Source organism: Streptomyces sp. CA-250714 (assembly GCF_050936705.1).
GTDB lineage: Bacteria > Actinomycetota > Actinomycetes > Streptomycetales > Streptomycetaceae > Streptomyces.
The window spans coordinates 3,501,471-3,515,038 of record NZ_JBNJMI010000002.1 but is presented as its reverse complement, the minus strand read 5'-3'; the positions used below and the strand labels follow the sequence as shown (position 1 = coordinate 3,515,038).

At 72.2% G+C, this 13,568-nt stretch carries 13 protein-coding genes; 10 read left to right on the top strand and 3 right to left on the bottom strand.

What is annotated here, in order from left to right:
• Positions 1 to 18 precede the first annotated feature (18 nt).
• On the top strand, positions 19 to 1,368 hold the full coding sequence (locus tag ACQEU8_RS34590) for a sensor histidine kinase (RefSeq protein ID WP_433108227.1): 1,350 nt from the start codon (positions 19 to 21) through the stop codon (positions 1,366 to 1,368).
• Between the two features lie 341 nt (positions 1,369 to 1,709).
• On the opposite strand, the gene phoU is transcribed toward ACQEU8_RS34590, so the two are convergent.
• Positions 1,710 to 2,468: a phosphate signaling complex protein PhoU gene (gene phoU, locus ACQEU8_RS34585; RefSeq protein ID WP_433108225.1), complete on the bottom strand. Its 759-nt coding sequence runs from the start codon at positions 2,466 to 2,468 to the stop codon at positions 1,710 to 1,712.
• Positions 2,469 to 2,712: 244 nt separating this feature from the next.
• On the opposite strand from phoU, the gene ACQEU8_RS34580 reads away from it, so the two are divergent.
• Both ACQEU8_RS34580 and ACQEU8_RS34575 read left to right on the top strand, forming a co-directional pair.
• Positions 2,713 to 4,005: a sensor histidine kinase gene (locus ACQEU8_RS34580; RefSeq protein WP_433108223.1), complete on the top strand. Its 1,293-nt coding sequence runs from the start codon at positions 2,713 to 2,715 to the stop codon at positions 4,003 to 4,005.
• A complete protein-coding gene (locus ACQEU8_RS34575) occupies positions 4,002 to 4,682 on the top strand; it encodes a response regulator transcription factor (RefSeq protein ID WP_326689525.1) in 681 nt (226 codons plus the stop codon). Before ACQEU8_RS34580 ends, ACQEU8_RS34575 begins: the two co-directional genes overlap by 4 nt.
• Before the next feature lie 190 nt (positions 4,683 to 4,872).
• On the opposite strand, the gene ACQEU8_RS34570 is transcribed toward ACQEU8_RS34575, so the two are convergent.
• Positions 4,873 to 5,595, bottom strand: a complete 723-nt coding sequence (locus ACQEU8_RS34570; protein WP_433108220.1) for a DUF461 domain-containing protein — start codon at positions 5,593 to 5,595, stop codon at positions 4,873 to 4,875.
• Positions 5,596 to 6,162: 567 nt separating this feature from the next.
• Here ACQEU8_RS34570 and ACQEU8_RS34565 point away from each other — a divergent pair.
• The 6 genes from ACQEU8_RS34565 to rlmB all read left to right on the top strand — a co-directional run bounded on the left by ACQEU8_RS34565 (position 6,163) and on the right by rlmB (position 11,260).
• Complete coding sequence (locus ACQEU8_RS34565) at positions 6,163 to 6,645, top strand: CarD family transcriptional regulator (protein ID WP_016472332.1); 483 nt, start codon at positions 6,163 to 6,165, stop codon at positions 6,643 to 6,645.
• A 341-nt stretch (positions 6,646 to 6,986) separates the two neighbouring features.
• Entirely contained in the window at positions 6,987 to 7,766 is a 780-nt protein-coding gene (gene ispD, locus ACQEU8_RS34560; protein ID WP_433108218.1) for a 2-C-methyl-D-erythritol 4-phosphate cytidylyltransferase, read from the top strand.
• Positions 7,756 to 8,274, top strand: a complete 519-nt coding sequence (gene ispF, locus ACQEU8_RS34555) for a 2-C-methyl-D-erythritol 2,4-cyclodiphosphate synthase (protein ID WP_433108216.1) — start codon at positions 7,756 to 7,758, stop codon at positions 8,272 to 8,274. Before ispD ends, ispF begins: the two co-directional genes overlap by 11 nt.
• A 78-nt stretch (positions 8,275 to 8,352) precedes the next feature.
• A complete protein-coding gene (locus tag ACQEU8_RS34550) occupies positions 8,353 to 8,760 on the top strand; it encodes a PPOX class F420-dependent oxidoreductase (RefSeq protein WP_433108214.1) in 408 nt (135 codons plus the stop codon).
• Positions 8,761 to 8,839: 79 nt separating this feature from the next.
• Positions 8,840 to 10,240 (top strand): cysteine--tRNA ligase, encoded by a 1,401-nt coding sequence (gene cysS / locus ACQEU8_RS34545; RefSeq protein ID WP_433108212.1) that lies wholly within the window; start codon positions 8,840 to 8,842, stop codon positions 10,238 to 10,240.
• Positions 10,241 to 10,348: 108 nt separating this feature from the next.
• Positions 10,349 to 11,260: a 23S rRNA (guanosine(2251)-2'-O)-methyltransferase RlmB gene (rlmB, locus tag ACQEU8_RS34540; RefSeq protein WP_433108210.1), complete on the top strand. Its 912-nt coding sequence runs from the start codon at positions 10,349 to 10,351 to the stop codon at positions 11,258 to 11,260.
• Between the two features lie 274 nt (positions 11,261 to 11,534).
• On the opposite strand, the gene ACQEU8_RS34535 is transcribed toward rlmB, so the two are convergent.
• Complete coding sequence (locus tag ACQEU8_RS34535; protein WP_433108208.1) at positions 11,535 to 11,729, bottom strand: hypothetical protein; 195 nt, start codon at positions 11,727 to 11,729, stop codon at positions 11,535 to 11,537.
• A gap of 22 nt (positions 11,730 to 11,751) precedes the next feature.
• Here ACQEU8_RS34535 and ACQEU8_RS34530 point away from each other — a divergent pair, with 22 nt between their 5' ends.
• Positions 11,752 to 13,548 (top strand): DoxX family membrane protein, encoded by a 1,797-nt coding sequence (locus tag ACQEU8_RS34530; protein ID WP_433108206.1) that lies wholly within the window; start codon positions 11,752 to 11,754, stop codon positions 13,546 to 13,548.
• The last annotated feature ends 20 nt before the right edge of the window (positions 13,549 to 13,568 follow it).

Here is a 13,568-nt window from a genome sequence, read left to right as displayed (position 1 = left end):
CCGCATACGCTCAACAGCATGACCACTCATCCCACCTCCGCGCTGGCCCGGCGGCTGCTGCCCGGCGAGCTGACCGCCGGGGGGCCGCCGAATCCGGGGCGGGTACGGCGGAGCGCGCGGGACTGGGTTGTCGACGTACTGCTGTTCGCGTGGGCCGTGGCGTGTTGGGCGGCGCTCCTCGAACAGGCCGAGTCGAAGACGTATCTGCCCGGGTGGCTGGTGGCGCTCGACCCGCCGCTGGGCGCGATCGCGTGTCTGTCGCTGTGGCTGCGGCGGCGCTGGCCGCTGGGGGTGGCGCTGGCGGCGGTGCCGGCCGCGGCGCTGACGGACACCGTGATCGGCGCGCTCGCCGTCATCATCTTCAATCTGGCGCTGCGCATCCCGCCGCGTACGGCAGCGCTGGTGCTGCTGCTGCATCTGGCGGCCACGCTCCCGTACGTGGTGCTCTACGGGGTGCCGCACGACGAGCGCTGGATCGTCGCCGCGTTCGTACTCATCTTCTACCTGCTCTTCTTCACCTGGGGCAGTGCTACCAGGGCCCGGCGGCAGCTGGTGCTCAAGCTGCGGGAGGACGCGGTACGCGCCCAGGTGGACCATGAGCGGCGGCTGGCGGACGTACGGCGGGCCGAGCGGCGGGCCATCGCACGGGAGATGCACGACGTGCTCGCACACCGCGTCTCGCTGCTGTCCGTGCACGCGGGCGCCCTCGCCTACCGCACGCAGCGCACCGCGGCGGGCGAGGGCTCCGCGCTGAACGACACGGAGATCGCCGAGAGCGCCACCGTCATCCGCGACAACGCGCACCTGGCACTGGAGGAACTGCGCGACGTGCTGCACGTACTGCGCGAGGACGAAAAGGAGGAAGCGGCTCCGCTCGGCGCTCCCCGGGTGCCGGGCGCCCCGGACGGTGCGCGGCCGCAGCCGGATCTGTCCCGGCTCGGTGAGCTCGTCGACGAGGCGCGCGCCGCGGGCCAGACCGTACGTTTCGACCAGGACCTGCCGGAGCCGCTCGACGGTGAGGGCGGCTACCCCCTCCGCCCGCAGTTGCAGCGCACCGCCTACCGCGCGGTCCAGGAGGGGCTGACCAACGCCCGCAAGCACGCGCCCGGCCAGCCGGTGGAGGTGCGGGTGGCGGGCACCGTGGGGGAGGAGCTGACGGTACGGGTCAGCAATCCGCTGCCCGAGGGGCATGAGCCCGGGCGCGCCCGGCCGCCGATTCCGGGCGCCGGTGCCGGGCTGACCGGGCTGCGGGAGCGGCTGGAGATCGAGGGCGGCACCCTCGCCTACGGCCCGGAGAACGGGGCGTTCACACTGACCGCCCGGCTGCCGTGGCCCGCTCCGGAGCCCGGATACGACGCGGGGCCCTGACCCGCCGAACAGGTCAGGGCCCCGCCCCGTGCCCCGCAGGGCTGATACGCGCGGGCCGTCGGGCCCACACGTGGTCGGTCAGCCGCAGGAACCCCCGCAGCTGCACGGGCCGCCCGACTGGCAGCCGCATCCGCAGCCCGGTCCGCATCCGCACGCCCCCAGCAGGGGCAGGTGCCGCGCTTCCCGTGGTGCCGTCGGCGGCTGCTCGGCCGTGGTGTTGAGCGGTTCGGGGGAGTCAGCCATCGTGCCCTCCTCGGCAGGGACAGTCATGGACAGGCATGACACAGCCCCATTGCAAGCCGCGCCCGCACGGGCGCATCAAGGGCGCGCGGTTGCACGCCTCAGCGGCCCTCGCCCGAGGCCGCCGCCTCGCCGGACGCGGCGCCCTCACCCGACGCTCCACCCTCACCCGCACCGTCGGCCGTACCGGTCGCCGCCGCCAGCGCGGGGTCGATCTCGTCCGCGTAGTCGCCGGTCACCAGGTAGACGACCCGGCGCGCCACCGACACCGCGTGGTCGGCGAACCGCTCGTAGTAGCGGCCCAGCAGGGTGACGTCCACGGCGGTCTCGATGCCGTGCTTCCAACGGTCGTCCATCAGGTGCTGGAAGAGGGTGCGGTGCAGCAGGTCCATGGCGTCGTCGTCCTGCTCCAGCTGCATCGCCAGGTCGACGTCCTTGGTGATGATGACCTCGGCGGCCTTCGCCATCAGCCGCTGCGCCAGCTGCCCCATCTCCAGCAGCGTCGCCTGGAGGTCCTGGGGGACGGCCGACTCGGGGAAGCGCAGCCTGGCGACCTTCGCCACATGCTGCGCCAGGTCGCCCGAGCGCTCCAGATCGGCGCTCATCCTCAGCGAGGTGACGACGATCCGCAGATCGGTGGCGACCGGCTGCTGCCGGGCCAGCAGCTGTATCGCCCTGGTCTCCAGATCGCGCTGGAGATCGTCGACCTTCTCGTCGGCGGCGATGACGCTCTCGGCGAGCTTCAGGTCCGCGTCCAGCATCGCCGTGGTGGCGCGCCCGATCGCGGAGCCGACGAGCCTGGCCATTTCGACCAGGCTGTCCCCGATCGAGTCCAGCTCCTCGTGGTACGCGTCCCGCATGGCTGTCCTTCCCTCGCACGAATGTTCTCGGGGGGCGCTGGGCCCCGGCCGTTCTCCGGGGCCGCTCGGACCCCTGTCGGGGTCACTCGGGCCCCTACGCTCCCAACGATGCGCCCGAAATGCGACCGGTTCAGCCCCCCTCGGTGAACCGAAGGAGCCCTGAGGGTTAACACTGGGCGACAGCTCTTTCGGTCGGCCCCCTCAGGACTGGGGCACTGTCGTAAGAGGCGCATAACCTGGCTGTATGGACGTTAATGCGGCGGTCGCCGCGGCAGCTGCGATCGCCGGTGTGTGTACCGGCGTGATCGCGATGCTGGCGTTCCGGTGGAGCGAGCGGGAGCAGGCCCGCCCCACCCGCACCTCCCTGCACACCGAGCCGGGGCTGCCCCCGGGCGTCGACACCGTTCTGTCCGTGCTCCGCTCCTCGGCCGTGGTGCTGGACGAGAGCGATGCCGTCGTCAAGGCGAGCTCCGCCGCCTACGCGCTGGGTCTGGTGCGCGGCGGCAAGCTCGCCGTGGAGCCTATGCTCCAGATGGCCAGGGACACCAGGCGCGACGGCGAGATACGCCAGGTCGAGTTGGATCTGCCCCGGCGCGGTACCGGAAAGGGTGATGCCCTCGCGGTCTCCGCACGGGTGGCTCCGCTCGGCTCCCGGCTGGTGCTCCTGCTGGTGGAGGACCTGACGGAGGCCCGCAGGATCGAGGCGGTGCGGCGCGACTTCGTCGCCAACGTCAGCCATGAGCTCAAGACCCCCGTCGGCGCCCTCTCGCTCCTCTCGGAGGCGGTGCTGGACGCCTCCGAGGATCCGGAGGCCGTGGAGCGCTTCGCCGGACGGATGCAGAACGAGGCCACGCGGTTGACCAATCTCGTCCAGGAACTGATCGACCTCTCCCGGGTGCAGAACGACGACCCGCTGGAGGACTCCGAGTCGGTCCGGGTGGACGAGCTGGTGACCGAGGCCATAGAACGCAGTCGGCAGAGCGCCGACAACAAGCAGATCACCCTCCTCGCGGGGGGCACCGAAGGACTGCACGTATGGGGCAACCGCGGCCAGCTCGCCGCGGCCCTCGGCAACCTCGTGGAGAACGCCGTCAACTACTCACCCGCACGCACCCGCGTCAAGGTCGCGGGGCGCCGCACCCAGTCCCCCGGCGGCGACCTGATAGAGATCTCGGTCACCGACCAGGGCATCGGCATCTCCGACCGCGACAAGGAGCGCATCTTCGAGCGGTTCTACCGCGTCGATCCGGCCAGGTCCCGGGCCACCGGCGGCACCGGGCTCGGCCTGTCCATCGTCAAACACGTGGCCGCCTCGCACGGCGGGGAGGTCACCGTATGGAGCGCCGAGGGACAGGGCTCCACCTTCACCCTGCGGCTGCCCGAGGCGGGCAGCGCGCGGGAGCAGGCCGAAGCGGACCGGCTCGGCCGGAACCGCCTGTCCGGCGCACTGCAGGAACCGGCCGCCTTCGACGAGGAGGAGCGGCCGTATGTCGATCAGGCTGATGAACAACTTTCCGCCCCGGAGGTCCTCCCGTGACCCGAGTGCTCGTCGTCGAGGACGAGGAATCGTTCAGCGACGCACTGTCGTACATGCTCCGTAAGGAAGGCTTCGAGGTCGCTGTCGCGGCCACGGGTCCCGACGGGCTTGACGAGTTCGAACGCAACGGCGCCGATCTGGTGCTGCTCGATCTGATGCTGCCGGGGCTGCCCGGCACGGAGGTCTGCCGCCAGCTGCGCGGCCGCTCCAACGTCCCAGTGATCATGGTGACGGCCAAGGACAGCGAGATCGACAAGGTCGTCGGCCTGGAGATAGGCGCGGATGACTACGTCACCAAGCCGTTCTCCTCCCGTGAGCTGGTCGCCCGCGTCCGCGCGGTGCTGCGCCGCCGCGGCGAGCCGGAGGAGGTCGTCCCCGCGGCACTGGAGGCGGGCCCCGTCCGGATGGACGTGGACCGGCACGTGGTCACCGTCGGCGGGGGCAAGGTCGATCTGCCGCTCAAGGAGTTCGACCTGCTGGAGATGCTGCTGCGCAACGCGGGCCGGGTGCTGACCCGGATGCAGCTGATCGACCGGGTGTGGGGCGCCGACTACGTGGGCGACACCAAGACCCTCGACGTCCACGTCAAGCGCCTCCGCGCCAAAATCGAACCCGACCCCGGCGCCCCCCGCTACCTGGTAACGGTCCGCGGCCTGGGCTACAAGTTCGAACCGTAAACCGGGGGCGCGCCCCGAAGGGGCAGGGGCCCCGACATGTGCGGCTCCGCCCCACGCGTGCCGCGCCCCGAAGGGGCGCGGGGAACTGCGCGACCAGCCACAACGCACCGGCACCCGGCGCTGCACACGAACCCCTACGGCGAGAGGCCGCACCCCGCGCGGGGATGCGGCCTCTCGCCGTACGTACGCCTCAGTGCCCGGCGTGCTCCCCCTGGCCCTGCTGCTGCTCCCCCTGCGCACCCCGCGTCGCCGACGCGGACGGCTTCCCGGAGCGCTCACCCGGCTCGGCGGAACCGCTCGGCTCGGCGGAGCCGCTCGGCTCAGCGGAGCCACCAGGCTTCGCGGACTCACTCGCACCCGGCTTGCCCGCCCCGGAGGGCCCATTCTCGGGCGTCCGCGGGGACGGCGACGAACTCGGCCCCACCGTCTCGTACGCGTCCTCCGCCGGCACCACCGTCGCCCGCAGCTTGACCGCTCCGGTACGGCTCAGATCAAACGTGAGCGCCTGCGCGTTGCCGTCCCTGACGCCCACCTTCTCCGCCTTGGTGAACAGCGCGGACGCCTCGCCCCTGCCGCCCAGCATCAGCGAGCCGCCAGCCGGCACGACCAGCCTCTTCTCGCCCTTGGCGGGGCTCAGTTCGGCGCGGGCGCCCTTGACGTAGACGCCCTTGAGGGTCTGGTCCCTCTCACCGTCGTTGAAGATCCGCGCCGTGACGGTCGCCTCGCCCGAACCCTTGGTGTCGGTGACGAGGTTGGCGTTCTGGACCTTGATGACCCCGACGTGCGTCGCCGCGTTGTCGGGCTTGACCTCCAGCGTCTGCGCGTCGTTCCCCGCGCCGCAGGCGGTCAGCGAGACGGCGGCGAGCGCGAGGGCGGTGGCGGCGAGGGTGCCGCGACGAAGGCTGCTGCTCACGGCGGCGGCAACTCCTAGGCGATCTTTGGCGGCGGGCACGCTCCTCGAGCGCGTGCCGGTCGCATACGGATGGGCTTTCGCGTGCGCGCTCAGGTTACCGACAGCCTGTGGACGCCCCGCACCCGACCCTCCGACCCGGGCCGCCGGCGGCGGGCGGCACCCCGCGCCGTACGCCGTCGAATAGCAGTGGGCCGATGCGCGGGTGACTCCGTACGGGCGATTCCAGGGGAATGCGAGAGGATGATGAAGAATTGATCAACAGGCTCTTACACGGCCATTGATCAATTCTTGGGAAAGCCGGATGGTGTGGCGAAGATGCCACTCCCTACAGTCGGACAAATCGGTCACCGCGCACGTGTCGCGAGCCTCTTCAGTGGGGCGCCCGGGTCCGTTTCCGCGAGTGCGCAGAACCGCTCTCACCTGCGAATACCCGCTTGCATTGACCGGTCGATGCACGATAGAGGGTCGCTTGTCAAGCCCCGAGATATGCCCTGACCTGCGAAAACGCCATTCAGAAGACGTCGTTCCCGTGTTACCCTGGATAGCCACGGAAGGGGTACCTGACACATGACGTTCAAGGTTGGCGACACCGTGGTCTATCCCCATCACGGGGCCGCGCTGATCGAGGCTATCGAAACTCGCCAGATCAAAGGCGTGGACAAGACCTACTTGGTTCTGAAGGTCGCGCAGGGCGATTTGACCGTTCGCGTACCGGCGGACAATGCGGAGTTCGTAGGCGTGCGCGACGTCGTTGGTTCGGATGGGCTGGACAGGGTCTTCGAGGTGCTGCGCGCGCCGTATGCCGAGGAGCCGACCAACTGGTCCCGCCGCTACAAGGCAAACCTCGAGAAGCTTGCGTCCGGTGACGTGATCAAGGTCGCCGAGGTGGTGCGTGACCTGTGGCGCCGTGAGCGTGAGCGCGGTCTGTCCGCCGGTGAGAAGCGGATGCTGGCCAAGGCCCGTCAGATCCTGGTGAGCGAACTGGCTCTGGCGGAGAACACGAACGAGGACAAGGCCGAGGCGCTGCTCGACGAGGTTCTCGCTTCCTGACACTCGATCTGCCCCACGATGCCGCGGTGCCCGGATGACATGGTCGTCACCGGGCGCTGCGGCATGTTCGGGCCTGGTCTTGTTCACGCACGCAGACTTGTTCAGCCATGCAGTCCTGTTCAGGCATGCTGCGACAGGTTCAAGCAGGTCGCGCGCACGCGCGGACGTGCCGCCGTACGGCGAAAGAGTCGGCGTGCCGGGCCCGGGCAGCCGGCTCGACCGATGTTCACGGAAGGGCTCGGTCGAGCGGTCGCGCCCGGCACTGCCCCCAACCTATGGCCGGGGGTACCCCCAGGCCATACCCACCCCGGCTGAGGACACAAACCCTGAACGCGCTACCGATGTCAATCGATTCCACAGACTTCGCCCCTTCCGGGGACCTGCCGCCCGACGATGACGCCGGGCCCCGTACCGCCGTCGTCATCCCCGCCGCGGGCAAGGGCGTACGGCTCGGCCCGGGGGCGCCCAAGGCGCTGCGCGAGCTGGGCGGCACCCCGATGCTCATCCACGCGGTACGGGCGACCACGCGGGCGCGCGCCGTCGAGCTCGTCGTCGTGGTCGCACCGCCCGACGGCGCACCCGCCGTCCGTACGCTGCTGGACGAGCACGGGCTGCCCGAGGTCGCCGTCGTACCCGGCGGCGAGACCCGCCAGGACTCCGTACGCCTCGGCCTGGCCGCGCTGCCCGGCACCGTCGAGACGGTGCTGGTGCACGACGCGGCCCGGCCGCTCGTCCCGGACGAGACGGTGGACGCCGTCGCGCGGGCCGTCCGCGAGGGCGCGCCCGCGGTGGTGCCCGCGCTGCCCGTCACGGACACCGTCAAGCAGGTCGATCCCCGTACGGACGGCGAGCCCGAGCCGGTCACCGGCACCCCCGACCGCAGCCGACTGCGTGCAGTGCAGACCCCGCAGGGCTTCGCCCGCAAGGTGCTGGCCGAGGCGCACTCCCGGCTGGCGCCGGAGGGCGAGGGCGCCACGGACGACGCGGGGATGGTCGAGCGGCTCGGCGTCGAGGTGGTCGTCGTCCCCGGCCACGAGGAGGCGTTCAAGGTGACCCGCCCCCTCGACATGGTTCTCGCGGAGGCGGTCCTGGCCAGGAGGAGGGCGCACGATGCGTTCTGAGAGCACTGCCCGGCCGGCCGCGCCCGTCGCGGCCCTGCCTCTGGTCGGTATCGGCACCGATGTGCACGCCTTCGAGGAGGGGCGCGAACTCTGGTGCGGCGGGCTGCTGTGGGAGGGCGAGCCGTACGGACTCGCCGGGCACTCCGACGGTGACGTGGCGGCGCACGCGGCGTGCGACGCGCTCTTCTCCGCCGCCGGGATCGGTGACCTCGGCGCCCATTTCGGCACGGACCGCCCCGAGTGGTCCGGCGCCTCCGGCGTCGCGCTGCTCACGGAGGCGGCGCGCATCGTACGCGCGGCGGGGTACGAGATCGGCAATGTGGCCGTCCAGGTCATCGGCGTCCGCCCCAAGATCGGCAAACGGCGTGCGGAGGCCATGAAGGCGCTGTCCGACGCCGCGGGCGCCCCCGTCTCCCTCTCCGGCACCACCACCGACGGGCTCGGTCTGACCGGCCGTGGCGAGGGCCTGGCGGCCGTCGCGACGGCGCTGATCCTGCGACGCGCGTAAAGCTCCGCGACTGACGGTGCGTGAGATACGGTCCCAGGAGCCCAGACCTCCGCAGCGAGAGAATAGGGAGCCGTTTCCGTGGCCCAGCAGGTGCTCTCCGACCAACTCAAGAAGGTCCTCGACAGCAAGGTCTTCGTCGCCGTCGCCACCATCCAGCCCGACGGCAGCCCGCAGGTGTCGCCGGTGTGGGTGAAGCGCGACGGCGAGGACCTGCTGATCTCCACCACCGTCGACCGCCGCAAGACGAAGAACCTCAAGCGCGACCCCCGCGTGACGGTCCTGGTGCAGCCCGCCGAGGAGCCGTACACCTACGCCGAGCTGCGCGGCACCGCGACCCTCAGCACCGAGGGCGGCCAGGAGCTCATCGACGAGCTGGCGCACAAGTACGCCGGGAAGAGCTACGCCGAGTTCAACCCCGCCGCGGGCCAGGACGCCGAACGCGTCGTCGTACGCGTCACCGTCAACAAGGTCGTCGGCTGGCTCTGAGCCATCCCGGCCCCGGGCCCTGCCGTCCCTCTCCCGGGAGGCGCACGGCGGGGCCCGCCGGGCTACTACCCTTGACCCCGTGACTCTTCGCCTGTACGACACCAGCGCCCGGCAGATCCGCGATTTCAGCCCGCTCTCGCCCGGCTGTGTCTCGATCTACCTGTGCGGTGCCACCGTGCAGGCGCCCCCGCACATCGGGCACATCCGCTCGGGGCTGAACTTCGACATCATGCGCCGCTGGTTCAGCTACCGCGGCTACGAGGTGACGTTCATCCGCAACGTCACCGACATCGACGACAAGATCATCACCAAGTCCGCCGAGCAGGGCCGCCCCTGGTGGTCGATCGGCTACGAGAACGAGCGGGCCTTCAACGCCGCCTACGACGCGCTCGGTTGCCTGCCGCCCACCAACGAACCGCGCGCCACCGGCCACATCCCCGAGATGGTCGAGATGATGCGGGTGCTCATCGACCGCGGCCACGCCTACGCCGCCGACGGCAACGTCTACTTCGACGTCCGCTCCTTCGGCGACTACCTCTCCCTCTCCAACCAGGAGCTCGACAACCTCCTCCAGCCCGCGGGCGAGGGCGAGACCGGCAAGCGGGACCCCCGCGACTTCGCGATGTGGAAGGCCGCCAAGCCCGGCGAGCCCTACTGGGAGACCCCCTTCGGTCCCGGCCGCCCCGGCTGGCACCTGGAGTGCTCCGCGATGGCGCACAAGTACCTCGGCCGCGCCTTCGACATCCACGGTGGCGGCGTCGACCTCGTCTTCCCGCACCACGAGAACGAGATCGCCCAGTCCCGCGCCTTCGGTGACGACTTCGCCCACTACTGGGCGCACAACGCCTGGGTCACCATGAGCGGCGAGAAGATGAGCAAGTCGCTGGGCAACTCGGTGCTCGTCAGCGAGATGGTCAAGCAGTGGCGCCCCCTTGTGCTGCGCTACTACCTGGGCGGCCCGCACTACCGCTCCACCATCGAGTACAGCACCGAGTCGCTGCGCGAGGCCGAGTCCGCGTTCGGCCGGATCGAGGGCTTCCTCCAGCGCGGCACCGAGCTCGTGGGGCAGGTGGCGCCCGCGGAGCGGGTGCCGGACGCGTTCGCCGAGGCCATGGACGACGACTTCGCGGTGCCGCAGGCGCTGGCCGTGGTCCATACGACGGTCCGGCAGGGGAACGCCGCACTGGGCGAAGGCGACAAGGCGGCCGTCGCGACCGCGGTCGCCGAGGTCCGCGCCATGCTCGGCGTCCTGGGCATGGACCCCCTGGACGCCACCTGGTCAGGCGGCGCCTCCGGCAGCGGCGCCGATCTGCACTCCGTGGTGGACTCGCTGGTCGGGCTGGTGCTGGAGCAGCGGCAGGCGGCCCGCGCTCGCAAGGACTACGCGACGGCGGACGCCATCCGCGACGAGCTGGGGCGCGCGGGCCTGACGATCGAGGACACCCCCGCGGGCCCGCGCTGGGAACTCAGCGGGGAGTGAGCGGGGAGTGACCGCCCCTCCGGTACCGGTACCGTTGTAAAGCCGTACGTACATCCGATCGCGCGTACTCGACGCGCAGGCCGCTAAGAGCAAGGTAGGTGCCCCAGCATGCCCGGGAAGAAGAAGGGGCCGCAGGTCGGCAGCGGCGGCTACCGCCGCCGTGGCCTGGAGGGCAAGGGCCCGACCCCGCCCGCCGAGATGCGCAAGGGCCACGCCAAGCAGCGCGCGGCACAGGCCAGGGCGCGCCGTGCCCAGGGCCGCCAGCAGCGCGGCAAGGGCGTCTCCGAGCTGGTCGTGGGCCGTAACTCCGTGGTGGAGGCACTGCGCGAGGGGGTGCCGGCCAACGCCCTCTACGTGCAGCAGTTCATCGACAACGACGAGCGCGTCCGTGAGGCCGTCCGCTTCGCGGGTGAACGCGGCGGCATCCGCCTGGTCGAGGCCCCCAGGCCCGAGCTGGACCGGATGACCAACGGCCTCAACCACCAGGGCCTGGTCCTCCAGGTCCCGCCGTACGAGTACGCGCACCCCGAGGATCTGGCGGCCGCCGCCTTCGACCGCGGCGAGGACCCGCTGATCGTCGCGCTGGACGGGGTGACCGACCCGCGGAACCTGGGCGCCGTCGTCCGCTCCGTCTCCGCGTTCGGCGGGCACGGCGTGGTCGTTCCCGAGCGGCGGGCGGCCGGGATGACCGCCGGCGCGTGGAAGACCTCCGCGGGTACGGCGGCGCGCACGCCCGTCGCGCGCGCCACCAACCTCACCCGTGCGCTGGAGGGCTACCAGAAGGCGGGTCTGACGGTGATCGGGCTCGCCGCGGACGGTGAGGTGGAGCTCGGTGATGTCGCCGCGCTCGACGGCCCGCTCGTGGTGGTCGTCGGCAGCGAGGGCAAGGGCCTGTCGCGGCTGGTCGGCGAGACGTGCGACCTGAGGGTGCGGATCCCGATGCCGGGTGGCGCCGAGTCGCTGAACGCGGGCGTCGCGGCGGGCGTCGTGCTGTACGAGGCGGCGCGGCGACGCGGCTGAGGTGTGGCCGGGGCCCGGGCCGCGTCGGCGCCGGGCCTCGCTTCCGGTTGGTGATCTCTTGACGGGTCTCGGACAGATCGGGGCGGTCAAGGCAGTGTCCTAAGCGTCCGTCACTCGGTTAGATGAGTGTGGACACCAGAACACCCCGCGCACCCGGCGCTTCGGGCCGCGGCTCCGGGCACAGCCCAGCGGGAAGCCCACGCGGTTTCCTCGACGACGAACCGGTGCTGAGCACGGTCAAGGTCCCGTCGGACCCCGCTGAGGTGGTCGTCAATCACGCGAGTTTCCGAGTGCGGCTCGGCGCGGCGTCCGCCGCATCGGCCACGTCGGCCGTGCCGTCCGCGCCGTCCGCCGCATCGGCCACGTCGGCCGTGCCGTCCGCGCCGTCCGCCGCCTCCTCGTCCGTAAGCGCGCGCGGCGCCCTGTCACCGGCGGCCACCAGCACCGCGGCCGCACCGCCGACGGCCACCTGGCAGGTGTCCCAGGCCGGAGTGGCAGCAGGGGCCCCGGGTGCCGGCGCAGCCGCCGGGACGTCCCCGTCCGCCGGGCGTGAGGCGGCGGCGTTCGAGGACACCGAGCCCATCCCCGTCGCCACCGGCGGCGCCGCGCAGACCGGTGCCCACCGCCCCGGCTCCGCGCGGGCCGGGCGCCGCGCACCCGTGGTGTGGAGCGGCGGCGCCGAGCCTGACGACACGGGCGCCACGAAGCTGATCCAGGCCGCCCGCACGGCGGGCCTCGTCGGCCTCGACCCCGCCGCCGGGGAGTCGGACCCCTCCGCCACCCAGACCCTGCCCCGCGTCAAGGGCCCCGGCGGGCCCGGCCGTTCCGGGAGCGGCGTCACCGCGGGCGGCCCCGCCACCGTGGTCGGCCCGCCCCGTGGCCCGCAGCCGTCCGAGAGCGGGCGGCCGGTGCGGCAGCAGCCCGAGCCACCGCGCCCCGAACCGCTGTTGAAGGGCGTACGCCCGGCGCGCGGCGCCTTCGACGAGGACACCGGCGAGATCGAAGCGCCCGAGCAGGACACCGGAGAATTGCCGCCGGTCGGCTACCGGGGCGACCGCTACCGGGGCGAAGACGGCTACGGCGGCTACGACAGCTATGGCCGTCATGAGGGCTACGACGGCTACGAGGACGCGGAGGATCACCGCAGCGACGGCGGCCCGGTGGACGCCGAGGGCCGGCGTCGCCGCGACGCCGTGCGGCACGCGTACTACCCGGGCCGCCGGATGAACCTGGGAGTCGTCCTGCTCCCGCTGCGGCTCTTCCTCGGCCTCATCACCGTCTACGCCGGGATGGGCAAGCTGTGCGACCCCGTCTACTTCGACGGCGGGGAGCGCGGCTCCATGGTCGCCTGGCTGCGCTCCCTCGACCCGTGGACGATCGCCTCCCCGCTGCGGGACTTCGCCCTCGCCCACCCCGTCGGGGCCGGACTCACGGTGGCCTTCCTCCAGGTCATCGTCGGCGTACTGACCATGTTCGGGCTGTGGCAGCGGGTCGCCGCGGGCGTCGGCGCGCTGCTGTCGGCGGCGCTGCTGATGACGGTCAGCTGGAGCAGCGTCCCCGCCTACGAGGCGCCGGACATCATCTACCTCGCCGCCTGGAGTCCGCTGATCATCGCGGGCGCTCCCGTCTTCTCCGTCGACGGGCGACTGGCGAGCGAGGCCTGGCGGAAGCTCGGCCCCCGCGTCGAGCTGCGCGATCTGCGGCGTCGGGTATTGCGCAGGGGCACCGTCATCGCCACCGTCGTCGTCGGTCTCGCCCTGCTCATCGGCTCGCTGCTGGGCAGCGCCGTCCGCTCCTCGCAGCCGGTCACCGCCCCCGAGCGCGGCAAGACGCCCACGAATCGGCTGCCGGGCTCCCCGATGCCCCAGTCGCCGGGCGGACAGTCCACCGCCGGGGCGACCCAGGGCCCGGCCGGCGCCGACGGGCGCCGCGGCGAGCTGGACCGGCGGCACAAGGATGGCCGCCCCTCCGCGAACGAGACCAGGCCGGGCGAGCGCCGGGCCAGCAGCGGCCCCGAGTCCACCCCCAGCCAGGGCCAGACGCAGGGCGCGAACGAGGGCGGCCCACAGGGCGCCACGACTCCTGGCCGGCAGGGCACCACAGCACCGCCGGCCCAGCAGCAGCCGTCGCAGGCCACCACCACCGGCGGCTCCGGCGCCCGCTCGGGCCTGTCCCGCGAGTCCGCCACCTCGGGTGGCAGCTCGTCGTCGGGCTCCGGTGGTGGTACGTCCTCCTCGGGCGGCAGCAGTGGTGGACGGGGCGCGTTGGGTGGGCTGTTGGGGCACTGAGCTGCGCGGGGCGCGCGTTT